The sequence below is a fragment of the Mycolicibacterium alvei genome, from assembly GCF_010727325.1.
GTDB classification, from domain to species: Bacteria; Actinomycetota; Actinomycetes; order Mycobacteriales; family Mycobacteriaceae; genus Mycobacterium; species Mycobacterium alvei.
The window spans coordinates 3,746,593-3,769,347 of sequence record NZ_AP022565.1; the positions used below are offsets into that span (position 1 = coordinate 3,746,593).

Here is a 22,755-nt window from a genome sequence, read left to right on the forward strand (position 1 = left end):
CGTGAAACGCTACTGGCCGTCCTCTTTTTGGCCCCAGGGCTCGTAGTCGTCGCGCGGCGAGTGGAGTCACGGGTCCGGCAGTGCGATGCCAAATTTGGCTTTGCGCAACAGACCGCGGGTCATGGTGAATAGTCGAGTTCGGGAGCCGGGTGGGCGGCGGGTCCCGAGTACGCACATGGCGCCGAGCCTCCGGTGCAGGACCGCTACTTCAGTACCGTGGGCAGCGCCGCGAACTCCTGGCGGATCAGATCTTCCAGAGCGTGGCCCGGTGTCGACAACCACTGATCGAGGGCACGTTCGACCAGCAGCATCCCGACGGCCGCCAGCAATCGGCATTCGTCGTCTGCTGCCGACAGGTGTCGGCGCTGGGCGATTACCTTGGCCACCGTCGTGGCGTTGGCCTGGTGATTCTTACGCTCCCGGCCCAACAGTACGAGTGACGATGCGACGGCCTCGCGGTAGAGCGCGACGCGTTTGCGAATGCGCTTGAGCCCCGGCGCAAGCAAAATGAATGAGCTCGACAGCGCCTCGAAGTCGGATAGCTCCTCTGGCTGCGCGAGGTACACGCCGCTGACGGCGTTGATGAAGTCGTACTCGCCAAAGAACAGCACCGACTCCTTGCCGGGAAAGTACCGGTAGAAGGTCCGCGGGGAAACACCCGCGCCCTCAGCGATCTGATCGGTGGTGGTCTCGTCATAACCTTTGGCGCTGAACAGATTCAGGGCCGACTCGAGCAACGCATTCCTCGTCCGTTCAGCATGATCGTCGCGCGGTGAACGATCACCCCGTGCCATCTGTCATCTCCTTGACTATGTCCAATGCCCCGGACAGTCACAACCGCAGGCACCGGCTAATCGTTGACACCTGCGGCCGCGCCGCGGTTACGCCAGCAACTATGGCAGTTTACTGCCAAGACCCAGCTCGGCCGTGGCTGGTGCACACTCAGTTCGGGTCGCATCGCCGAACTCGCTGAACAACGGCCGGACACCTCTTCAGATCGGCTGAACCGTACGCGACGCGCAGTTTGCCGGACTCGCTTCCCGACCCAAGGGAGACGAGAGCAAATGAACCATACTGCTAGGCAAATGATCTGAGCGGTGGGGCGGAGGGGCCTGAAACCTCCGGGCGACTTCCGCTCGCCGCTTGTCCTCGCTGGTCTTCTGAAAGTACGAGCAGGTAGCTGAGTGCGTCGCCGACTTGCGCGCGGGATCTACGAACACCGGCGGCGGCTCGGGGGTGAGAGACATCATCGGGGTCGGCGCATTGGTCGTCGGCGCAATAGTGATCGTGGCGTTCGCCGACGGCGCATCGCGTTGGGCGTCTGGTGCCTTTCGCCTCAAGGCGAGCAGGGCCGAATCGGAACCTCCTTTGCTGCCCGCGGGATGGCGGGACGATGCGGGGCCATGAGGTTGATATCGATCCGCACATCCGGCAGGACGACGTGGGCGCTTTCTTTGACGGCGGATCGCTACGTGGAACGGCATAGGCTGCAATGCCGAGATTGACAACTTTGTCAAAAGTTACGCCTGGCGCATTGAACTGGCACTATGGCATTATTCTTGAGTACTTGCGGAACCGAAACCTGAATGATTGACAAAAACGTCAAGTATCGGGTTACGATGCCCGTGTGACTGTGTCGACCGGAGCCTCACAGGGCCTGCGAAAAGCAAGTGATCAAGCGTTCACGCCTCGTCGACACGCTGACCGCACTACCGTCCCACTGGCGCTTGCCGCTCGTTCCGGACAATTGAATCGACGGCCGATATGACTGACGTGTTGAGCGGGATCCGCGTGGTCGAGCTGGCCGCATGGACGTTCGTGCCGGCGGCTGGCGCGGTGCTTGCCGACTGGGGCGCCGACGTCATCAAGGTCGAACACCCCGAGACGGGTGACCCCCAACGGGGTCTGATCAGTTCTGGAATAGTCACCGGCGCAGGGGGAGTGAACCACTTCATCGAACAGCCCAACCGCGGCAAGCGCAGCATCGGGCTGGACACCTCCACTCCCGAAGGCCTGGAGCTGTTGATGAAGCTGATCGAGACCGCCGACGTGTTCGTCACGAATCTGCTACCGGATTCGCGGCAACGCATGGGCATCGATGTAGATCAGGTTCGGGCGCGCAATCCTAAGATCATCTATGCCCGCGGTCATGGTTACGGAACCAAGGGCGACCTGGCTTCGCAGGGCGGATTCGACCTCGCGGCGTACTGGGCCCGAGGCGGTATCGGTGATGCCTACTCTGACGGTGCCGGCTCTTACCCGCCGATCCAGCGACCGGGATTCGGGGACTCGTACGGTGGACTCGCGCTCGCCGGTGGTATCGCTGCGGCATTGGCGAAGCGTGAGCGAACCGGTGAACCGTCGGTGGTCGACGTGTCCCTGCTCAACGCGGCCATCTGGCAACTCGGTCCGGATATCGTCGGCGCCGGCGTCACCGGAGCGGGTGTCCCGAAGTTCAATCTGGATGAGATGCCCAATCCGGTGGCCAGCATCTACAAGAGCCGCGACAACCGGTTCATCGCCTTCGTTCTGCTGCAGGCCGACCGATTCTGGTCCGACTTCTGCACCCGGCTGGGCCGCACTGACCTGATCGACGACGAGCGCTTCGCCAATGCCGCGGTGCGGTTCGGCAACCGCAAGGCGTGCATCGCTGAGCTGCGAAAGACATTCGAATCCGAAAATCTCAACCACTGGGAGCAGTCCTTCGCTGGATTCGACGGTGTATGGGACGTCATGCACACCGCCCGAGAGGTGCACAGCGATCCGCAGGCGATCGTCAATGGTTACCTGCCCCGGGTCACCGATGCCAACGACAACGAGTTCGCATTGGCGGCCAGCCCGGTGCAGTTCGATGAGGCGCCGTTGAACCTGACCTGTGCGCCAGGACATGGCGAGCACACCGATGCGGTGCTGGCGGAGCTGGGATTCGCCGAGGACGAGATCATCGACTTCAAGATCAACTCGGTGGTGCTGTAGCGATGCCGATCTCCGAGAGTCTCGCCCGCCGATTTCTGCACGTGAACCTCAACTGCGCCTCAGTGCAAGCCACCGAGAAGCTCTACGGTGGCTTGCTCGGACTGACTACACGAATGCGGACTGATCCCAAGGTGCCCGCCGACGGCAGCATTATGGGCCTGGGCGGCCAAATCTACACAGAGACCGCGTTCCTCTACGACGGTCGCGGGGGCCGCCGCAGCTGTGCCCTGGAAGCTATCGAGTGGAGCACCCCACCACTGCGGCGCGACACCAACACCGATCCGGCCCGGCCCGGCATCCGCTCGACGTTGCTGACCGTCACCGATCTCGCCGCGGTCACTGCGGATCTGCGTGCTGCCGGGGTGCGGGTTTCTGACCCGATCGAAGGGCTCATCTCCGGCGCCGAGTCAGTGCTCGCCCTGGATCCCGACGGCGCGGTGATCGAGCTCACCCAGACACCTCCCGTGGCTGGCCCTCACCAGGGTGGGTTGTTCGGCGGCATCCGCATCGCAGCCATCGATGTGGAGAAGACGGTCGCCTTCCTCACCGAGATCGGGTTCGCTATCGTTGACGCACCTCGACGGGTCGCCATCTCAGGCGAGCAGCTCGCCCCGGGCGGCACTGCGCAGATCGCGGATTGCGTGCTGGCTCGGCTGGCGCTACCCGAGGACGGCGCACAGTTCACCCTGACCGTGGTCGAGCATCCAGACACTGCCCGCCATCCAAGGGCTGAAGGCGGCAACAGCCAAGGACTGTACCGCTGCGCGTTGCGGGTGGAAAACGTCGCCCGCGCGCTGGCACTTCTTCCGGATTGGATTGCCGTGCAGGGTGATCCGGTGTGGTGCCCACTGCCGGGCACCAAGATCGACGGCCTCTACATCGCCTTCTTGCCCTCGCCGGATGGGGTGTTGTTCGAATTCGTCGAACGCCCCTTGTCGTTCTTCACATCCACACCGTCGCGGTGAAGGCTGCGCGCAGAGTGCTGCAATGACCGGACTTCTTGACCCGATGTTGGACTTCACCTGGGGTGAGATGGCAAGGCGCGTACCAGACCTCGGATGGCGTGGAACAGCTCACCGCACACAGACGACGCGCTCGACGTCCATGCCGACGACGACACCGAGCGTGCTGAACCCAATTGCACCGAGAGGATATTCACTGTGAACCAACAGGTTCCGCTAGCTGAAGGATTGTTCACCTGGCCGTCGGAGGATCCTGCTCTGATAGGCGGGAGATCCTCCGATGGACAGATCGTCTTCCCGTACCGCTCACATCGTATTGTCGGCGATCGACGTGAAGCGCTCGAGCCAGTGGAGCTGCCACGACGTGGCACGTTGTGGACGTTCACGACCCAGCAGTTCCGGCCCCCCGAGCCGCCGTACGCCGGTGATGACGACGCGACGACGTTCACGCCGTTCGCGATCGGCTATGTGGAGCTGCCAGGGGCGCTGCGGGTCGAAGCCCGGCTCACCGAGAGCGACCCCGAGAAGCTGCGAATCGGGCAAGCCATGGAGCTTCGGATCGTGCCGTTCGGCAAGAACGCCGACGGCGATCAAACCATGATCTTCGCGTTCGCGCCGGCGGACGGCGACGACGCCACGGAAGGGGTCCACAATGGCCGCAAGTGAGGTCGCAATAGTCGGGGTGGGGCTGCACCCGTTTGGCCGTTACCCCGGCAAGTCTGCACTGCAGATGGGCGAAGAGGCCGTCTATGACGCCCTCACCGATGCCGGGGTGGCCTGGACCGATATTCAAGCGCTCTACGCGGGCAGTATGGAGGTCAAGAACCCCGAGGCGGTCACCGCACTGCTCGGCATGACCGGTATACCCGCTCGAGCAGTGTTCACCGGATGTGCCACCGGCGGTACGTCACTGGCCATGGCGGCCAACGCCATTCGGGTGGGCGACCACGACCTGACGATTGCGATTGGCCTGGACAAGCATCCCCGTGGCGCATTCTCCGACCATCCTTCCGTGTCCGGTCTGCCCGACTGGTATGGCGAAGCAGGGCTGTTCTTGACCACCCACTTCTTCGGAATGAAGATCAACCGCTACATGCACGACTACGGGATCAGTCACGAAACCCTGGCCCGGGTCGCGGCGAAGGCATTCCGCAACGGCGCGGCCAACCCCTCGGCGTGGCGGCGTAAACCCATTGGCGAGGAGGAGATCTTGGCCTCGCCGATATTGAATTATCCACTGCGCCAATACATGTACTGCGGACCTGACGAGGGTGCGGCGGCCGCGGTGCTGTGCCGAGCCGACCAGGCCCACAAGTACACGAAGCACCCGATTTATCTGCGGGCTTCGCAGCTGTTCTCGCGGCGTGCGGGCGCACTGGAGGTGCTGAGCCCATCGATCTCACTCACGCCGGCACCGAGTCCTACGGTCTTCGCGGCCCGCGCCGCCTTCGAGGAAGCAGGGATCGGTCCCGAGGATGTCGACGTGATCCAGCTGCAAGACACCGACGCTGGCTCGGAAGTCATTCATCTGGCCGAGAATGGCTTTTGCGCCGATGGCGATCAGGAGGCGCTGATCACCGCGGGCGAGACCGAGATCGGCGGTCGTCTGCCCGTCAACACCGACGGCGGCCTGCTCGCCAACGGAGAACCTGTCGGCGCATCAGGGTTGCGCCAAATATACGAACTGGTGACTCAATTGCGCGGACGTGCGGGTGCACGTCAGGTGCACGCGCCGCGGGTCGGCTATGCGCAGCTGTACGGCGCCCCCGGCACAGCCGCGGTCACCATCTTGTCAACCTGACCCACACAACCATCGGAGTTCGAAAATGTCCAAAACCACCAGCCGCGCAACGATCGTCGCTGCCGCGCGCACCGCGATCGGCACCGCCCGCAGGGGCACGCTGGCCAACGTCGAGTCCAAGGACCTTGCCAAGCCGGTTACGGCCGCGGCCATCGAACGGTCTGGTTTGGGAGCCTCCGATTTCGACGACCTGGTCCTGGCAGAGGTCATGCAGGGCGGCGGTGACATCGCTCGATACGTCGCGGTCGATCTCGGATTGACCGCGCTGCCGGGACTCGCCGTAAACCGCCAGTGCGCATCAAGCCTCACCGCGATCGCGCTCGCCGCCGGACAGATCGCCGCGGGAATGAGCCGGGCGATCCTGGCCGGTGGGGCCGAATCGGCCTCGACTGCGCCGATGTCGCGCAAACGCAAGCCGTTCACCACAGGCAAGGACGCTGACGACTGGGTCGAGCCATGGTTCTCCCTGTCCCATCCGCCGACCCCCGATGCGCCCGCTATGGACATGTCGATCACTGTGGCCCACAACTGCGCGGTCCAGTTCGGAATCTCGCGGGAAGCGCAAGACCAGTGGGCGCTGCGCTCCCACCAGCGCGCCATCGCGGCTATCGACGCAGGGTCCTTCGTGGAGGAGATCGTGCCGATCGAGGTCCCGCAGGCCGACGGCAGCACCGTGACTTTCGCTCAGGACGAGCACCCCCGCCGCGACAGCACGCTGGAGACGCTGTCGGGCCTGAAAGTGCTCCACCCCGAGATCGAGGGCTTCACCGTGACCGCCGGCAACTCCTCGGGCATCAACGACGCGGCCGCCGTCGTGGCACTGGCGGCGCCGACGACGCACAACGATGTCCTAGCCAATGTGCTGTCCTGGAGCGCAGTTGGGGTGGCGCCCAACCGCACCGGCAGCGGGCCAATCACGGCGATCCCGAAGGCGCTGGAGCTGGCCGGGCGAAAGATCGAGGACGTCGCACTGTTCGAGATTAACGAGGCGTTCGCCGCACAAGCCGTGGCGTGCGCCCGCGAACTGGGCCTGGACGAAGACCTCGTCAACGTCTATGGCTCGGGCATCAGCCTGGGCCACCCGATCGCCGCGACCGGAGCCCGGATGGTCACCTCGGCGATCTACGAATTGCGCCGCCGCGGCGGCGGCATCGGCGTCCTGTCGATGTGCGCCGGAGGCGGAATGGGCGCAGCAATGGTGATCGAGGTGGCCTGACAAAAACCGACGCACCGCAGCTGAATTCGACAGGAACTGCCATCACCATCATCTACGGGCGATCGCGATCGCCACGCGTCACACCACGGGAACGATCCGGCCCCAACCTCTTTTGTGCGGCAGCGCGCGTGTCCCTTGAGGCGCTGAAGTGACACCAACCCATCACCGCGGGGACTTTGCCGCGGCACTGCGCACGGAGCTGAACAAAGCAGCACGCTCGAAGGCGGGCGGTGCCGGTTTCACGGTGGCCGTCGGCGACGGGGTCGGCCAGCTGCGCACACTCGATGACGGTACCGATTTCGGTGTAGCGCTGAGCGCGGTGGCACGCGATATCGGTGGGATGCGGCTTGTGCTGAGCTGGCTGGCCGCTCCCTGGGATGGCCTCGTGCCGGATGCGTTCGCCGAGGTGGTGGCGTTGATGCCGGGCTGGGGCGTGCGTACGGTGCTACGCAGCCCGTCAGCGCGTTTCCTGCCCACCAGCCTCGCTGCTCAGCCGGCGCTGCTGCTCGGCCCGCTGCGGCCCGACGTATTGATCACCCGGCTGGTGCAGCGCGGCGACCAGCTCTTGTTCAGTACCGAGGTGTCCTGGCAGAGGGAACTCTTCGACGCGGGCATCCCGGTGCTGGCGGTTATTGACAGCAAAGCCCCGGCTGCCAGCGCTGAGTCACCGCTGAATCCCGATCGGGTGCGGATCATCGGACGTAGCACTGATGGCCCCTTCCAGTTCCTGCAGAAGGAACCTAAACCGGTGCATGACGCGCTCGCCGACCAGGTGCTCAGATTCGTGCCCGCGGGGGCGCGGCTGCAGTACGGGCCGGGCCAGCTTGGCACTGCTCTGCTCCGTCGCGCGCGAGTCCCACTGCGCCTGGATACCGGTCTGCTCACTGACGCCGTGGTCGATCTCGACCGCGGCGGCCTGCTCGTCGGCGAACCCTCGGCCACTTATCTGCTGGGCAGCGGTGTTCTGTACGAGTGGGCCGATGGACGCCCCATCCTGCGGGGCGTCGCGCACACCCACGACCTGACCCGCCTCAGCCACGGTGACCCGCTGATCACGGTCAACACCGCCATCGAAATCGACCCCACCGGGCAGGTCAACGTCGAGGGGGCGGGCGACAAGGTCGTCGGCGGCATCGGTGGGCACCCCGACTACTGCCGGGCGGGTCGACTGAGCCGCGGCGGTCTGTCCATCATCGCCGTTCCGTCCACCTTCAGCGGGCGGTCACCGTTGGTGGACCAGTTGAGCCGGCCGGCATCGACGGCGGCTTTCGACGTCGACGTCGTCGTGACCGACAAGGGTTGCGCTGATTTGCGTTTGGCGGACTGGGACCAGCGACGCACCCTGATCACCGAGCTGTTCGCGCTCTAGCAGATTCGGGCGCCCTGAAGCGGGCCCCGGCCATATCGGACCATCGGCACGCGAAAATCCGCGTCGCATGGAGGAGAGAAGAGGCAACCATGAAGGTGATCACGTCCATCGATGATGCGTTGCGGCTGGTGGGTCACGAACTCGGAGTGAGCGGTTGGAAGGAGATCGACCAGGCGCGCATTGACACCTTCGCCGACGTCACCGAAGACCACCAATGGATACACCTCGATGCGGACCGCGCAGCATCCGACAGTCCCTACGGCGCTACGGTTGCCCACGGCTTTCTGCTCCTATCGCTGATCCCGAAAATGAGCAAGGACAACTACGTTGTGCAGAACGCGAAGATGGGCGTCAACTACGGGCTGAACAAAGTCCGCTTCGTCGCCGCGGTCACCGCGGACAGCCGGATCCGCATCCGCTCTGAATTGATCGACGCCGCCAAAGCCGCCGACAACATAGTGAATCTGACCGTGCGCCACACCATCGAAATCGACGGATCGGACAAGCCCGCCGCAGTCGCGGACCTGATCGCACGGTATGTGTTCTGAGCGTGCGTCAACGCACTGAGCAGAGCTACCCACCGCGGACGGCGGCATTGCCTCAAACCCGTCGAGGATGCGGACGCGATCATCCTGGGCGCGCTGGACTTCTGACCTCGGATCAAAGGCAAGATTCGGTCGAGAACCGCTTCCGGCCGACAGGCTGGCGAGCGACCATCACAGTCGACCTGAAGGTCCGCTTCTTCTCGGAGATATCCGCGAGGGTGCGCATCTGCCCGCGGTAAATCCGCACTGCAGTAGTCGGCATCGTCGACGGGTCGAACCCGACGCTAGCAAGGCACGTACCGCCAGCACGTTTGCTATGCAAGTCGTCGTGGGTTCGCTGCAGGAGTGCGCGGCGGTCGCGGTGGGCTCGTGGATGACGGCCGGCAATCAGCGTGCGGGTAACTTCTTGGCTGCTGGCCACTGGTCAGGCGAGGAGTGGCCTGAGTTTGGTGGCGATCAGTCGGATGTGGTCGGCCACCAGCTGCTCTGGCATTCCTGCGATGGATGACCACAGGAAGATCTCCTCGACGGGTGCGTTCCCGACGTAGTGTCGCACCGACTCGGCGACGACCTCGGGGGTGTTGTGGACGAACGCGCCGAGCACTTTGCCCAAGTCGGATTCCCTGCGGATGCGGTCGGGGTCGACCGGCCGGGGTAGTGGCATGTCGGTGCCCTCGACCATGTACCGCCGGTAAGAGTCGAGCTGATATTGCAGGTGTTCCTTCACCACCGGCCAGTCGGCCTCGGGGTCCTCGGTCACCCAACCCGAGAAGGAACCCTTCATGCGACCCACCGAAGGATCGTGGCCGCCTGCGGCGAGTCCCTCCCGGTAGTGCGGCCACAGAGCGCCGTTTGCGCTCAGCAGACCGGCCCCGAGCTTCCCGGCCCGTCTGGCGCCTTTCGGTCCCTGATAACCGAGATAGATCGGGATGCGACCCTGGACCGGTGCCGGCACATGCCGGTCATCGGAGAAGATCTCACGTAACTCTGTGACCCGACGGTCTGTTGTGGTGTAGCGCCGGGAGATGTCTACCCCGAACAGTTCGTACTCTGGATGGCGGTATCCCGCGCCGAGACCGAGATCGAGCCGCCCACCGGTGATCACGTCGACGATGGTCGCTTCCTCGGCGATCTGAATCGCCGAGCGCAGCGGCGCAAGCAGAACGGCGGTGCCCAGTCGCACCTTCCGGGTGACCGCACCCATCGCCGCAAGCATCGTCAATGGCTGTGTGAGGTAGCCGTCCTCGAACAAGTGATGCTCACTGGTCCACACAGAGTCAATGCCGAGATGTTCGGCTTCCTGGCACATCTCCAACGTGAACCCGTAGAGCTGGCTCCAGTTCTGACGCCACGCGGGCGGGTTGCGCATGTCGAAGTACACGCCGACCTTCATCGCCGAGTCCTCAACGTCAGTTCTTGTCGCTGGAGAGAATTGTCACCGCGGACACCGCGGTCGGCCCACCGATGTTGTGTGTCAATCCCACCCGTGCCCCATCGACCTGGTTTTCGGCGTCGCCCCGTAACTGGTTGAACAACTCGTAGCACTGCGCCACACCCGTGGCGCCCGGCGGGTGCCCCTTGGCCTTCAACCCGCCGCTCGGATTGATCGGGATGGAGCCGCCGACATAATGTTCGCGACCCTCGACCAGCTTGTAAGCCTCGAAGCGGCTCGCGAACCCCAAGTCTTCATAACTGATCAATTCGACCCCAGTAAAGCAGTCGTGCACCTCGGCGACATCGATATCGCGCGGTGTCAGACCAGCCATGCTCATCGCGGCCTTGGCGGCGCGCACCGTCGGGGGAAAACTCGTCATGTCCGACTTGTGCTGATGCATCACCCGGTCCATGCCCAACCCGACGCCGCGCACCCACACCGGGCGGTCGGTGTACCGATCGACGACGTCCTCGGCGGCGAGAATGACCGCGGCGGCGCCGTCGCTCTGCGGCGTGCAGTCATACAGGCCGAACGGTTCCACGATGATCGGCGCGGCCAACACCTGCTCGACGGTGATCTCAAAACGCAGCTGCGCTTTCGGGTTGTTTAGAGCATGGAAGTGATTCTTGACCGCCACCATCGCCAAGTGCTCCTTGGTGGCCGGCGACTCGTGCAGATACCGGGTGACATGCAACGCAAAGTTAGCCGGGGCGACCAAGCCCAGGGGGTAGTCCCACGCGGTGTCACGCGTGAGCCCCGCCCACTCCCAGAACGTCGCGTTCGTCGCGGTCTCGCGAACCTTGTCCGCACCCACCACCAGCACCACGTCGTAGGCACCCGACGCAATCGCCAGCACGCCATTGCGGATCGCATCATTTCCGGTGGCACAAGCATTCTCGACCCTGGTCACCGGGATGCCGGTGAGATCGAGAGTGTCGGCCAGAATCGCCGCAGGCGAACCATCGGTCGTGGTCAACTCGCCGAACCACGCGGCCTGCAACTCAGACTTGCTGATGCCCTTATCGACATTGGCGACGCACTCGGCGTACGCCATCGGGATCAGATCCTTGATCCCCAGATCGAAATGCTCACCGAACGGAGTCATCCCGGCTCCCACGATGGCGACGTTCCTCACACCAATTCTCCTTGCACATCGAGGGCTGATTTTGGGTGGGCTGCGACCCTGTTGGGCCAGAATGCGTAGCCGTAGTCCGGAATTCCGCTGCGGGAGGCGATCTTTCGCAGCACCACCGAACCGGCCTGACCGACGGTGGCTTCTCCGGCCGGAACTCCAGTCACCTTGAGCAGCACTCGGACCGGGCTCTTGTCGAGCTGGATGACCGCCAGCGAATACGGGCCAGGCAAGTCAGGTACCGGGATTCGCACCGTGGTGTGGGTGTAAACGGTGCCGGTGCGCGGCAGCGGCACGAGCCGGTAATCGGTGGCGAGCATGCCGTTGTCGTCGACACGGGCGCGCGGAGGGAACTGCGGCGCGGAGTCGATGCCGGGCCGCTCGTCGAATACCGCGGCCTCCCATCGCAGCTTGGGCTCGAACGCGCGCGCATAGGCCGCCAGCGAGATCGGAATGCCCACACCGTCAGCCGTCGAGAATCGAGGCAGTTCGCCGGTCACCGCCTCATCCCGCGTTATCGCCGGCTGAGCGGCACCCAACTCTAGTCTGGCGGCCGTGATGCAGGACTGCTCGACAGCCAACACCAAACCCGAAGTGCCATTCTCGATGGCTGCTGCCAAAACGCGAATCAGTGCTGCCCCCGATACTGTTGCATCGTCGGCCGCGGCGCTCGTGTCCAAGCCTGCCTCGAGTTGTCCCGCCTTGACTCCAGCGACCGCGGCGACCGATTGCGTCGCGTCGAGCCGCAATTGGGCCAGGGTCGACTTCACGCCGATCTCGCGCTGCAACCGTGCATCGGCATATACGTGATGCTTTCCGTCCCGCCCCCGCGCCGTCGTCGGCAAGCTGCGTGTCTGCCGACCGAGCGGGATCAGCGCCGCACCAGAACCTTGGTCTCCGGTCAGTGCCGCAGCGGCGGAGGCGACGGTCTCGGTGTCATCGGCGGCGATGACAAGCGTGCCGGCGGGGGCCGACGTGATCTGGTCGAGCACAGCCGGTGCCCCACCGAGCACCTCGGTGACCGGAACGTCGGCAGGCAGCGACAACCCGGCCAGGAGGACCGCGCCGTTACCACCCTCCAACAGTGGGAAGTCGCGCGAGACAAGGACCACGAGCCGCGCCGACGCGGTCGGGTCGGCTGCACGCCCGGCGGCCACAGCCATGGTCACCGCATCCTCGTCGGGGCCCTTTGCCCGACGAATGTTGTTCCCCACCGCGGTTGTCCACGGCGGAAGGTACGTGCCGATGGAAACGACATCACTCACGATGGTCAACCTCGATCTCAGGGTAGGGTCCGCCGACGGCGAACCAAGGCGGCGCAACTGCGTTCAGAATAGGATATATAGTTAGATAATTACATGTGAGGTATGCCACGCCTCGGGGTCCAGGCCACGGACGTTGAGCCGATCTGTGCGTCGCCGCTGGTTGCCTGACCGTCGCCATACGCATAACGATGAGCTTTGGTGGAGTGTTGAACTCTGGGTGTGGGGTGCAATGGCTCGCGAATCAAGCGTCTTCAGCTGTGGCGAAGGGCCTTTTGCAAGCAACTTTGACAATCTCCAGCGACACGCCTGGGTGCCCTGTCGTTGTGTGCCTGCTACTGCGCCGCTGGGTTCCGTAACAAACAGGCGACGCTCAGTTCGCGGCCCGCTATGCGCCGACTCGCCAAACACCGTCTCGACACAGACCAACATGGCATGAGGCATAGAGTTTGATGGCCCACCGCCAACTGCCCGGGGAACGCCATGCCGAACAGCGCCACCGACCCGCAGCACCCGCTACTGGTCGTCTTCGACACGTCAACCCAAACCGAGTTCTACGCCGACGTCCACCGCGTGCTGGCCTCCCCCGCCGGCGCCGTGCTGCCCTACGACTACGAACGCCGCCTCACGACCTCAGCCGCAGCCCAAGTCCTCGACGAGCTCGCCGGCGACCGTAACGCAGCCCCTGTCGACGTGCTGCTGATGTACGGCGAGCGACGAGGATTCCGCAAGGGCGACAGTGATCCGACCGAAATGCTGCGGTCGACGATAGACACGTTCATTCCCACCCGATCCGCTCGCATCGTGTCGGTATCCAGTGCCAGGGGTGCTGAACCTCAACGGGATGTGTTCAAGTTCCACCTCGAACTGCGCGGGTTCATCGACCCGAGAAGCGATGCGGTGCAAGCATTAGTGGCCGCGCTGGAACAAGAGAACGCGCTGCCGTTCGGCGATCGCGCCACCCAATTCTCGTGGATCGCGACGCTGCCAGAGGATTTGGCGGCAACGCGCAACGCGTTGGTCAGCGACAGCCAGGACCGATGGGCCGCAGTCATTGACCGTTTTCACGAACGAGACACGCAGTTCAGCGACGACGTGTTCTGGCGGGTCAGGTCGGTCCGCCGCATTGCAGCGCGCTCCTCCGACAACGACACATTGTCACTGCGCAGTCGCAGAACGAACATCGTCGGCGATCCAGATGCCTTCCAGCGCGATTATCGAATCGCTGAACTGGGCAAATACGAGGTCTCGATTCAGACCCACACACCAGGCCCAACACAGCGGTTCCCCGCGGGTGCCACCGTGGCGTTCACCCCGGTCGAAGACGAAGACGGGTCGATTAAGCTGTCACCAGCGCCTTCCGTCCTGCGTCCGGAAGGCAATGTCGCACACCGCTTCACAGTCGCAACTAGCGGAAGCCCCGCCACACGGTACCCACGGATGTTGCTCGAAACCCAACCCCCAAACTGGGAATCAAAGTACCCGCCAGGGTCCACATGCACGCTCACATTCGCGGTACGCAAGCCCGCCTGGCGGTGGGTGGTCGGCATTCTCTGCATCGCCGGCATCGGCACCATCGCCGGCTGCCTCAAGGAATTCCACCTTCAGCCAACCATTTTCGCCCTATGCGCCGTGGGCGCCGCGGTATTGGTCGGTGTCGGATGGTGGGCCTGGAGCGGACAGTTCAAATTCGGCAAAGGCGGCTAAAGCCAAGGCCGCCCAACGACAGACGGGCTAGCCGCCGGCAGGGGTGATATAGAACGACAGCGGCACCTGCTCCTGCGGGTACTTGTGCGCCCTGGCGAGCCGTTTCCGACGCGCCAGAGCGTGATCGTTCTTGGTGTCCGCAGTCGCGGTCTCGTCCGATCCGTCCGACGGCGGCAGAAACTTGCCAGTCCAAATCTTCACGACGTCATCCCAATCCAGCCGCGGTCGGTCGCGCCGAGATGTGCCTTGGGTCAGGTGATCTCGCGTTTCACCACCGAGCATGCCGATGTGAACACCCATCTCATTGCCATGAAACAGGCGCCGAGTGTGGCCGGTGCGCTGCAGCCCGTAGGTGACCGCGTAACGCCGCACGTCCTTGGCGGTAGCGAACCGGTCGGGACGTTCATTCTGCAGCAGTGCGCATGCCAGGTCGACGGTCTTCGCGCTCACCAGGCCTTCGAAGGACGCGAACAATGTGTCCGATTCGGATGCGGGATGGATGTGGGTGTACAGGTTGCCGTTTGCACCGGTATCGGCACTGAACCTGTGACGCGATAGTTGGCCCAGGCGATGGTTGCGAAACGGGAAGCCGCTCGGGCCTTTACCCGTCGTGGTCACGACAGCAGCCAGGTCAGGGTCATCCTGCTTCTTGCACGCCAGCTCGAACGCACGCTGTCCAACTTCAGTGAAAGGCGCCGCCGCGATAAGCCACGCCCCGGACAGCACATCGTACGGCCGCATCGCGCAGGCAATCGACAGTTGCATTATCCGGGCCAGACCAGCCTCACGGATCGACGTCGCATCCTCATCGAAGTGCGCACTCGTCTTCGGATAATGCGTACGCCAACCGAGGTGGCGATCACGCAATCGTTGCGAGTACCGAGCACTCGCCAGCACTGCAGCACCGATAAGCGGCCGATGCCCAGTCTGGCCGTCATCCCAGACCAACAGACCCATCCGTCGTCCGACGCGCCTACGCGAAGTGACCGACTGGCTTACAGCCAGATAGTCGACGATCGCCCGATGCCGACTGTCGGCGAAATCAACAATCTCCAGCGTCGGCTGGATGGCGCTGGGCTGAAACATGTCAACGGTTCGCGAATTTTGACCCTCTGGGGTTCCCGAAGAACTGACCCGTCGGGGTTATTGCAGGGCTTGAATGGCGTAGAGAGTTGCGGTTGCGATGGCCAGTACACCTAGACCCCATCGGAGTGCGCGTTCGGGTAGGTGTGGTTGCATCCGTGCGCCCAGGTAGCCGCCTACGAGGCCGCCGGCGCCGGCGATGAGGCCGATCGTCCAGTTGGGTGCGATGTGGTGTCCTGTGGTGGTGATTGCCAGGATGACGTAGGTGATCGCGCCGGCGATTGACGTGATGAATGTGGAGACGAGCGTGGCGGGTGCCACGGTGGCGATCGGTAACCCGCGGCCCACCAGAATTGGGCTGAGCAGTGATCCGCCGCCGATGCCGTAGATTCCGCCGATGACGCCCACGCCGAGCGCTACCGCCACGGTAGAGCCGCGGGACAAAGGCCGATGTGATGGTGTCGTTGCGTTTCGGTTTCGCTGAAGACAGAGCCAGATGCCCAGGAGCAGGAGGAATCCAGCGACCACTAGACGAAACACCTGGGGGCCGGGGATCAGGAAGACCCGGACCAAAGCGCCGATAACGACGCCGGGCAGGGTGCCGATCAGCAGCACTGTGGTCAACGCGCTGCGCAAGGGTGCATGGGTGCGATAACGAAGGAGTGCCCCAGGGATCGCCACGATGTTAAACAGCAGGTTGGTCGGCGTGACTGCGGGACTGGGGACTTGCAAGACAGTGAGCTGGATCGGCAGGAGGAATACTGCTCCGGACACGCCCACGGGAGCTGTTAGGACTGCGACCCCCAGCCCCGCAACGAAGCTCAACAAGACAAGCTCAAATGCACTCACAAGAGCACTATTGATCCGCCCCGGCATGTCGGGAGGTTCTCTTATCTGAGTGCCTCCTCGGCATGAGGGTGCCGTTGGCGATGGTAGTAGAGCGCTTCGGCCCGATCGGGGGTCAGGTCCTGGCAGTAGCCGTTGGGTCGCTGACGGTTGTAGAAGGCCACCCATTCGGCGGTCCCCAGCGCCAGTTCGGTGGCACCGGGATAGAGCGGCTGGCGGTCGATGAGTTCGGTCTTGTAGCTGCTGTTCACCGATTCGGCCAGAGCATTATCGAAACTATCCCCGACGGATCCGACTGAAGGCAGGATCCCCTCAGCGGCCAGACGTTCGGTGAACGCGACCGCGGTGTATTGCGAGCCCGCGTCGCTGTGGTGGATAAGTGAATCCAAAGATGCTGCACCCGAACGCTTTCTGGTGTCGATAGCGTGGTCGATCGCATCGGTCACCAGCTTCTGGGTCATCTCGGTAGCCACCTTCCAACCCACGATCTTGCGGGCATAGACATCGGTGACGAACGCCGTGTAGGCCCAGCCGGCACGAGTCCGGCAGTAGGTGAAATCGGCCACCCACAATCGGTCAGGCGCACCGGCGACGAAATTACGCCGGACCCGATCCGGGGCTCGCGTCGCTGCCGGATCGGCGACGGTGGTGCGCACCCGCCGGCGCTTGCACGCACCCCGCCAACCCATCTCCCGCATGACCCGTTCCACGACACAGCGCGATACGTCGATACCATTGGTGCGCAATACAATCCATGTTTTACGAGCGCCCAGGACTCGGTACAGACTCTGCGATTGGCGAAGCTGCCAGATCGCATCGATCACCTGCGCATCGGCCCAGTCGGCTTTCGAGGGGCCCTGACGGGCGCGGTGGGCGTAATACGTCGACGGGGCGATCGTGACGCCGTACTCGGAAAGCACAGCGCACATCGACTCGACACCCCGAGACCATCAACGCCCACCCGCATGTGCTGGTGGGCGCTGATGAACTCCACGACTACTGAGAGGGCCGGTCGAGCTCGGCGGCGAAGAAAACCGAGGCCGCCTTCAAGATCGCGTTGGCCCGCTTGAGTTCGGCATTCTCCCGGCGCAGCTTGCGCAGGACCTCGGATTCCTCGCTGGTCTGCCCCGCCCGAGAGCCGGCGTCGATCTCAGCCTGGCGAACCCATTTGCGCACCGTTTCGGCAGTACCGACGCCCAGCAGGTCAGCAACCCGGCCCATCGCCTCCCACTCCGAAACTGTCTCGCTGCGCAGATCGGCCACCATCTGCACCGCCCGCACCTTCAGCTCGTCTGGATACCGCCTCGATGACTTCGATCCCACGTGCCCATCCTTCCCAACGGAAGAACTCTCCAGACACGCCGGGGCGGATCACTATCGTCGCCGAGGTAACTGGCCCCCAGGGTTTGGATCACCGGACTCGCGCGGGTCTTGGAGTATCGATGGTCTAGTCGCTGCCACGACCCTTGGCGAGTAATTCGCGTCGTGCCCGGGTCCGGTAGGAGTCGCCAGTGAGGGTGAGGACTTCGGCGTGATGCACAAGTCGGTCGATCATCGCTGCAGCCACGACATCATCGGAAAATGTCTCTCCCCAACGCCCGAACGGTAAGTTTGACGTCACCATGATCGAGCCGATCTCATACCTGGAAGCGATCAGCTGAAAGAACAAGTTGGCCGCGTCCTGGTCGAACGGAATGTAGCCGACTTCGTCGATGATGATCAGCTTGTATCGGCGGATCTTCTTCAGTTCGCTCTCCAACCGGTTTGCATGATGGGCTTCGGAGAGTCGAGCGATCCAGTTTGAAGCGGTATCGAAGAGCACGCTGTAGCCGGCGTGGGCGGCCTTGACTCCTAGTCCGATCGCGATATGGGTCTTGCCGATACCTGGGGGACCGAGCAGGATGACGTTCTCTGCCTTCGGCACGAACATGCCCGTCGCCAGGTGCGCCAACACGTCTCGACGCAGCGACGGCAAGTGATCGAGGTTGAAGTCTTCCAGGGTCTTGACTTGCGGGAAGTGGGCGGTTCGGATCCGCATGATCGTGCCGGCCGACTCCCGGTCGGCAACCTGACGTTGCAGTAGTGCCGCCAAATACTCTTCGTGGCACCAATTGTCGTCACGGGCTTGCGCCGCCAAAGATTCCCAGCAGCGTCCGATCGTCGGCGTTTTCAACACCCTTGTGAGATAAGCCAACTGGGCGGGCAACCCGTCGGCTGGCAGCGAGATCGACGGTGAAATATCAGCAGCCGATGCTGCACTGTTACCGGGCGGCGGCTGCTTGGCGGATCTGGTAGCCGTGCTCATGAACTATTCCTCACTGTTGTTGGGGTGGAGTCGAAGTCAACGCCGAACAGAGCGTCATAGTCCGGAAGAGCACGTAATGCCACCGGGTGACCGTCATGATGACGGCGGGTCGCGGTGGACCATCGGCGGCGCTGATCCGCCAGGGCGCTGCGCAGCCCGGCTGCGATGCTGACGTGTGCTGCATCGGTGATGGTGGCGTGGGTGGCCCAGCATCGCCGGTGACGACCCACCAGCTGACCGTCGCAGCGCACCATTACCTCCTCCGGCGAGGCGGCAACATCGACGAACCTGCCGATCAGCCGCGGGTCAACGGAGTAGTCCACCGAGTCCACGCGCACGTAGTAGTCCCGCGACAACCGAATGCGATGTGTCAACCCGATCGGCGGATCCACCGGAGGCAGTTCGAGCATCGCTTGGCAGTCAGTTTCCAGCAGATCGACCGGTCGGGCCCCGATGGAGCGCACCGTGCGAGTGTTGGCTCTTACCAACCACTCTGAAAGCTGGGTGTTGAAATCAGCCGGTGATGCGAAGCGTCGTCCCGGGAGAAATGAGGTCTCCAAGTATCCGTTGGCCCGTTCCACCATGCCCTTGTATTCGGGGTCGCGCGGTGGAGCCAACTGGATGCGGGTAGCCAGAGTGCCGGCGAACGCGGTGGCCGCCGCCGAGACTCGCCCCGTTCCGCCAATAGCCGCTTCTCGATCCCAGACCAAGGTCTTCGGGACCCGACCCCATCGGCGAATCAGCGCCCACATCCCGGACAAAATGTCGCCGCCCTGCCGTGACGGCAACATCACTGCTGCGATTGACCGCGAGAACCCTGACACCATCACCAACACCGGCAACATCCGCTCTTGCCCGTCGCCGACAGGGATCTTGGGTGCGGGAAACCACAGATCGCATTGGGCGATCTCACCGGGGCGGTACACAAACCGGTCGACCGGGTCGATACCGACATACTCGGGGCGGATCTGCTGCAACTTCTTCTTCAACGGCGAAATCGAATATGGCCAGCCGATCCGCTCGGCAATCACCGGCGCAGGCATTTTGGGCCATTCGGCCAACAACACGCGGATCTGCGGCTCATAGGCATCGGCCACCGAGCCACGCCGTTGGCGTTCGTACCGTGGCGGCCCCTGCGACGCCAAGGCTGCCCGCACCGTATTCCGCGAGATCCCCAGCCGGCGGGCGACCTCGCGGATCGGCACCCCCTCAGCTCGATGCAACCGCCGAATCTCTGCCCAATCCTCCACCGATAGCATCCCTCCAAAAGACCACCAGATGGGTCAACATTGCGGGACCCTCGGCGGTCTACTTTTCAGGAATCGGCGACAAAACAGATCAGTCCGGACGAACACATCCGGGTGATTGGCTTCAAACTCGCCGATCGCGGTCGCCTGCTCAGTAAGCAGGCCAGCGTGCTGACGCTGATGGGCGTCATCCCAAAATGCTCGAGCACGGTCAACCTCGGTCGGCACCGACACGTTAACGACCAAGCAATCGCCATCATCGGTAACCGAGAAGCCAAGCGGCTCAAGATCATGCAGCAACAACTGAAGGAACTCAGCCCACAGCGCGCTGTGCGCCCCCAAAGGCAGACGAATCATAGGTCACATCGTCCAGGTCGAACTGCCCAAGCCGCACCCACGTGACAGCCCCATTTGGATGCTGGTAGTCCAGCGGCCTCGAGAACCGACGCGGCTTGGTGAACACATACGCGTAAGTCTTGTCGTATGGCAGGCCTTCACGGCGGAATTCGTCCCGCTCGTCGGCCGGCAGTTCCTCAGCAGTCACCAAATCGTCAAGTTCCAACGGACCCAGGACACGAACCAAGTTCGCGACACCGTACACCTGCCCGGTGCCAGCTTTGGCGATAACCACTGGCCCCCGGATCTGAGTGGGCCTACCCCGGATTTCCCATATCTTCTCGCCAGTAAGAAGCTGGGTCGCATAGGGGTCGCGCACGATGAGTCCCCGCAGACCCAAGTCATCGTGCGGATCGGACGGCCGGCCCGACGCGTAACCACGCTCGGAAGCCGACAGGTCCTGCAGATGATTCACCCGCCGCATACCGTCCATCATCCGATCCTAGGCGACAAAACTTGACAACGACTGACGGAAACGGGCGTCATAGGCGACTTCTTCAGACTCAGCGGTGTCGAGTTCCTTTCAGCCCACAGGCAATCAAGATCGCCGCGAAACCCCGCCGGCGAGGCAAAATGATGGACCTACCTGTCCTGTGGCGACCTGCTCGAGGTTCCACCGATGACTGAGTGAAGCCATCGTATTGCGGCCGATGGAAACGAGCCCACGTCGACCCGGTGCCAGCGGAAGCCGAAAACAGGCCACCTCGAGCCATCGGGTTGGGGTGCTTCGGGTAGTACTAACGGGGTTCGGCCGTCACCGATTGCCGTGTCCAATTCGTACTGACAGAACTCGCCGGTAGTGTCCGTTAGGGCCTGCAGGCTGTGGGTTGAGAGTAGGTATCTCAGTGGTGCCGGGACTCCTCGGCGGCCGGGGTGCGCAGTCAGGCTGACGAACTGGGTGAGCAGGGCTGCGCTGACCGCGGCGGAGTAGGCGGCCACATTCGGTGCCCCGGAGACGGGTTCGCGGCCAGACTGCTCGATGTAGTGCGGATCATCAAGTAGACCTCGACGATCGAGCTGAATGTCGGTCGGGTCGAGCTGGCGGGTGCACTGCATGCATGACCGTCCTGGAACCAGGGTATGCGCGCGCCAACTTCCCGAGCGCATGTGCCCGTCGGGGAAGACTGCCAGTGTGAGGCCACCGTCGATCACCGGGATCAGGTCAGCGTAAGCAAGTGTATTGAGGACTGCGCGCGGCCATGGGCGGTCCACGCACGAGACAATGATGTCGTAGTCCAGTGCGTGAGCTAGCCCCTCGGTGGTGCAGATGCTCATTGGGTAGCGCTTGAACTGTGGTCGTTGCGCTGTTGTCGCTATGTGCATCTGACGATAGGCGACATTGACTTTGCGTCGGCGTCGCCGCGCGTCTAACCGGGTCGCGCCGATCATCCGGTCTCGGTTGAGTTCTTTGACGACGTCGTGGTCCATGACGCCGATGTCGGTGATGCCGGTGGCGGCAAGCCTTTGGGCTACGTCCAGTCCGACGCTGCCCACCCCCACGACCAGTACACGCAGCCGGGCAATGGAGTCCTGGGATGCTGGCCACGCGGACACCGTGCGAACCTGCGCTGCCGTTCGGGGTGGCGGCGGTCGAAGGTCGTCGTTCCAGGACATCTTCAGCATGGGGCCGACGACGCGGACAGCCTCAGCCCACTGCGGCGATGTCCCGCCCGGATGCCAGATCCGCGCTGACCACGTGCCGTCTGCGCCAGCCAGTGTCATCCCGAGCAGCGGGCCTCCGGTGTATTGGTGGGCGATGTGGGCATAACTGAGTTCGGTGTCGTAGTCGGTGGAACTGAGGCGCTGCCAGCCCGTTCCTCCCGGATGTGAGTGCAACATGGCCAGACCACAGTCTTGGTTGGCGGCGTGTGCGGCACCGCGCAGCAGGTAGCGACCGGTGAATGAGGCGTTGCCGTGGATCAGGCGATCGTCGGCTCTGGGTAGCACCAGCGAGGTGACCAAGTACGTCGTGCGGTGCTTGCCCGTAGAGACGGTGTACGTCGCCAGGCAGACATCCTCTTGTCCATCTGGCCGTAACAGGTGTTGGCGCGCTTGTTCGGCGACCGCCTCGGTCATCGCCACCGAATATCTCATGGCCTACTCCTGATTCTGCTTTGTCGCCACGCTGAGCGCCCCCCGAACGTGGGCTAGCCAAGCCCGGGCAGGTGGGGCGGAGGTGTCCCATTGCCCGGCGTCACGCGAGTGCCGCAGCCAGCCGGGCAGGCAGTCCGTGGTGTCGGTGTTGGTGTGAGGGAAGGCAATTGCCTCGCGGAAATGCAGCCAGTGCGGGACCACGGTGGGCCACGACTGCAACTCGCTGAGGCTGACGGCGGTGTCGATCTGACTCCCGGCCAGCGATCCAGTCGCCGGCGCGACGGTGTAGACGATGGCCGGTCCCTCCCGGTGTCCTGGCACTCCCGCGGCCGCGAGGTCCGCCAGGAACCGGTCGGGACCGTGGCGATCGACGCTCACC

20 protein-coding genes and 1 pseudogene are annotated in these 22,755 nt (G+C 63.6%); 8 read left to right on the forward strand and 13 right to left on the reverse strand.

Annotated features, from left to right (window positions below):
• Positions 1 to 203: 203 nt before the first annotated feature.
• Positions 204 to 794, reverse strand: coding sequence for a TetR family transcriptional regulator (locus tag G6N44_RS17805; RefSeq protein WP_163666155.1), 591 nt, complete (start codon positions 792 to 794; stop codon positions 204 to 206).
• Between the two features lie 970 nt (positions 795 to 1,764).
• On the opposite strand from G6N44_RS17805, the gene G6N44_RS17810 reads away from it, so the two are divergent.
• The 7 genes from G6N44_RS17810 (at position 1,765) to G6N44_RS17840 (ending at position 8,872) form a co-directional block, all read left to right on the forward strand.
• A complete protein-coding gene (locus tag G6N44_RS17810) occupies positions 1,765 to 2,976 on the forward strand; it encodes a CaiB/BaiF CoA transferase family protein (protein WP_163666157.1) in 1,212 nt (403 codons plus the stop codon).
• Positions 2,977 to 2,978: 2 nt separating this feature from the next.
• Positions 2,979 to 3,941: a VOC family protein gene (locus G6N44_RS17815; protein ID WP_163666159.1), complete on the forward strand. Its 963-nt coding sequence runs from the start codon at positions 2,979 to 2,981 to the stop codon at positions 3,939 to 3,941.
• A gap of 93 nt (positions 3,942 to 4,034) precedes the next feature.
• The gene (locus G6N44_RS17820) at positions 4,035 to 4,604 is read left to right on the forward strand and encodes a Zn-ribbon domain-containing OB-fold protein (protein ID WP_197907468.1); all 570 of its coding nucleotides are present in this window, start codon (positions 4,035 to 4,037) and stop codon (positions 4,602 to 4,604) included.
• A complete protein-coding gene (locus G6N44_RS17825) occupies positions 4,591 to 5,739 on the forward strand; it encodes a thiolase family protein (RefSeq protein WP_163666161.1) in 1,149 nt (382 codons plus the stop codon). Before G6N44_RS17820 ends, G6N44_RS17825 begins: the two co-directional genes overlap by 14 nt.
• Before the next feature lie 25 nt (positions 5,740 to 5,764).
• The gene (locus tag G6N44_RS17830; RefSeq protein WP_163666163.1) at positions 5,765 to 6,955 is read left to right on the forward strand and encodes a thiolase family protein; all 1,191 of its coding nucleotides are present in this window, start codon (positions 5,765 to 5,767) and stop codon (positions 6,953 to 6,955) included.
• A gap of 148 nt (positions 6,956 to 7,103) precedes the next feature.
• Positions 7,104 to 8,324 (forward strand): acetyl-CoA hydrolase/transferase C-terminal domain-containing protein, encoded by a 1,221-nt coding sequence (locus G6N44_RS17835; RefSeq protein ID WP_372508195.1) that lies wholly within the window; start codon positions 7,104 to 7,106, stop codon positions 8,322 to 8,324.
• An 89-nt stretch (positions 8,325 to 8,413) separates the two neighbouring features.
• Positions 8,414 to 8,872 carry a MaoC family dehydratase gene (locus G6N44_RS17840; protein WP_163666165.1) on the forward strand — a complete coding sequence of 153 codons (459 nt, stop codon included), beginning with the start codon at positions 8,414 to 8,416 and terminating at the stop codon, positions 8,870 to 8,872.
• 421 nt (positions 8,873 to 9,293) lie between these two features.
• Here G6N44_RS17840 and G6N44_RS17845 read toward each other — a convergent pair whose 3' ends face one another.
• From G6N44_RS17845 to G6N44_RS17855, 3 genes are read right to left on the reverse strand one after another with little or no spacing between them, the layout of a single operon-like run.
• Positions 9,294 to 10,262 carry an LLM class flavin-dependent oxidoreductase gene (locus G6N44_RS17845; RefSeq protein ID WP_163666166.1) on the reverse strand — a complete coding sequence of 323 codons (969 nt, stop codon included), beginning with the start codon at positions 10,260 to 10,262 and terminating at the stop codon, positions 9,294 to 9,296.
• Between the two features lie 16 nt (positions 10,263 to 10,278).
• Entirely contained in the window at positions 10,279 to 11,439 is a 1,161-nt protein-coding gene (locus G6N44_RS17850; protein ID WP_163666168.1) for a thiolase C-terminal domain-containing protein, read from the reverse strand.
• Positions 11,436 to 12,701: a Zn-ribbon domain-containing OB-fold protein gene (locus G6N44_RS17855; protein WP_163666170.1), complete on the reverse strand. Its 1,266-nt coding sequence runs from the start codon at positions 12,699 to 12,701 to the stop codon at positions 11,436 to 11,438. Before G6N44_RS17855 ends, G6N44_RS17850 begins: the two co-directional genes overlap by 4 nt.
• 480 nt (positions 12,702 to 13,181) lie before the next feature.
• Here G6N44_RS17855 and G6N44_RS17860 point away from each other — a divergent pair, with 480 nt between their 5' ends.
• Entirely contained in the window at positions 13,182 to 14,405 is a 1,224-nt protein-coding gene (locus G6N44_RS17860; protein WP_163666172.1) for a hypothetical protein, read from the forward strand.
• 27 nt (positions 14,406 to 14,432) lie between these two features.
• Here the strand turns inward: G6N44_RS17860 and G6N44_RS17865 are convergent, their stop codons facing one another.
• The 9 genes and pseudogenes from G6N44_RS17865 to G6N44_RS17905 all read right to left on the reverse strand — a co-directional run bounded on the left by G6N44_RS17865 (position 14,433) and on the right by G6N44_RS17905 (position 22,754).
• Entirely contained in the window at positions 14,433 to 15,491 is a 1,059-nt protein-coding gene (locus tag G6N44_RS17865; RefSeq protein WP_163666174.1) for a hypothetical protein, read from the reverse strand.
• Between the two features lie 57 nt (positions 15,492 to 15,548).
• Positions 15,549 to 16,337: a sulfite exporter TauE/SafE family protein gene (locus G6N44_RS17870; protein WP_197907469.1), complete on the reverse strand. Its 789-nt coding sequence runs from the start codon at positions 16,335 to 16,337 to the stop codon at positions 15,549 to 15,551.
• A 41-nt stretch (positions 16,338 to 16,378) separates the two neighbouring features.
• Positions 16,379 to 17,600 (reverse strand): annotated as a pseudogene (locus G6N44_RS17875) (IS3 family transposase).
• A 181-nt stretch (positions 17,601 to 17,781) separates the two neighbouring features.
• Complete coding sequence (gene istB, locus G6N44_RS17880; RefSeq protein WP_235682774.1) at positions 17,782 to 18,639, reverse strand: IS21-like element helper ATPase IstB; 858 nt, start codon at positions 18,637 to 18,639, stop codon at positions 17,782 to 17,784.
• A complete protein-coding gene (gene istA / locus G6N44_RS17885; RefSeq protein ID WP_163666178.1) occupies positions 18,636 to 19,898 on the reverse strand; it encodes an IS21 family transposase in 1,263 nt (420 codons plus the stop codon). Before istA ends, istB begins: the two co-directional genes overlap by 4 nt.
• 24 nt (positions 19,899 to 19,922) lie before the next feature.
• On the reverse strand, positions 19,923 to 20,243 hold the full coding sequence (locus G6N44_RS17890) for a hypothetical protein (RefSeq protein ID WP_163666180.1): 321 nt from the start codon (positions 20,241 to 20,243) through the stop codon (positions 19,923 to 19,925).
• Positions 20,200 to 20,715, reverse strand: coding sequence for an ASCH domain-containing protein (locus tag G6N44_RS17895; protein WP_163666182.1), 516 nt, complete (start codon positions 20,713 to 20,715; stop codon positions 20,200 to 20,202). The genes G6N44_RS17890 and G6N44_RS17895 overlap by 44 nt, the downstream gene beginning before the upstream one ends.
• A 149-nt stretch (positions 20,716 to 20,864) precedes the next feature.
• Entirely contained in the window at positions 20,865 to 22,376 is a 1,512-nt protein-coding gene (locus G6N44_RS17900) for a ThiF family adenylyltransferase (RefSeq protein ID WP_163666184.1), read from the reverse strand.
• A 3-nt stretch (positions 22,377 to 22,379) separates the two neighbouring features.
• Positions 22,380 to 22,754 carry a hypothetical protein gene (locus G6N44_RS17905; RefSeq protein WP_163666186.1) on the reverse strand — a complete coding sequence of 125 codons (375 nt, stop codon included), beginning with the start codon at positions 22,752 to 22,754 and terminating at the stop codon, positions 22,380 to 22,382.
• Position 22,755 lies beyond the last annotated feature (1 nt).

What these genes read in the sequence shown, in the direction of transcription:
- G6N44_RS17805 (WP_163666155.1), bottom strand. Translation starts at nt 794, where the DNA reads ATGGCACGGGGTGATCGTTCACCGCGCGACGATCATGCTGAACGGACG.
- G6N44_RS17810 (WP_163666157.1), top strand. Translation starts at nt 1,765, where the DNA reads ATGACTGACGTGTTGAGCGGGATCCGCGTGGTCGAGCTGGCCGCATGG.
- G6N44_RS17815 (WP_163666159.1), top strand. Translation starts at nt 2,979, where the DNA reads ATGCCGATCTCCGAGAGTCTCGCCCGCCGATTTCTGCACGTGAACCTC.
- G6N44_RS17820 (WP_197907468.1), top strand. Translation starts at nt 4,035, where the DNA reads ATGGCGTGGAACAGCTCACCGCACACAGACGACGCGCTCGACGTCCAT.
- G6N44_RS17825 (WP_163666161.1), top strand. Translation starts at nt 4,591, where the DNA reads ATGGCCGCAAGTGAGGTCGCAATAGTCGGGGTGGGGCTGCACCCGTTT.
- G6N44_RS17830 (WP_163666163.1), top strand. Translation starts at nt 5,765, where the DNA reads ATGTCCAAAACCACCAGCCGCGCAACGATCGTCGCTGCCGCGCGCACC.
- G6N44_RS17840 (WP_163666165.1), top strand. Translation starts at nt 8,414, where the DNA reads ATGAAGGTGATCACGTCCATCGATGATGCGTTGCGGCTGGTGGGTCAC.
- G6N44_RS17845 (WP_163666166.1), bottom strand. Translation starts at nt 10,262, where the DNA reads ATGAAGGTCGGCGTGTACTTCGACATGCGCAACCCGCCCGCGTGGCGT.
- G6N44_RS17860 (WP_163666172.1), top strand. Translation starts at nt 13,182, where the DNA reads ATGCCGAACAGCGCCACCGACCCGCAGCACCCGCTACTGGTCGTCTTC.
- G6N44_RS17865 (WP_163666174.1), bottom strand. Translation starts at nt 15,491, where the DNA reads ATGTTTCAGCCCAGCGCCATCCAGCCGACGCTGGAGATTGTTGATTTC.
- istB (WP_235682774.1), bottom strand. Translation starts at nt 18,639, where the DNA reads ATGAGCACGGCTACCAGATCCGCCAAGCAGCCGCCGCCCGGTAACAGT.
- istA (WP_163666178.1), bottom strand. Translation starts at nt 19,898, where the DNA reads ATGCTATCGGTGGAGGATTGGGCAGAGATTCGGCGGTTGCATCGAGCT.
- G6N44_RS17890 (WP_163666180.1), bottom strand. Translation starts at nt 20,243, where the DNA reads ATGATTCGTCTGCCTTTGGGGGCGCACAGCGCGCTGTGGGCTGAGTTC.
- G6N44_RS17895 (WP_163666182.1), bottom strand. Translation starts at nt 20,715, where the DNA reads ATGGACGGTATGCGGCGGGTGAATCATCTGCAGGACCTGTCGGCTTCC.
- G6N44_RS17900 (WP_163666184.1), bottom strand. Translation starts at nt 22,376, where the DNA reads ATGAGATATTCGGTGGCGATGACCGAGGCGGTCGCCGAACAAGCGCGC.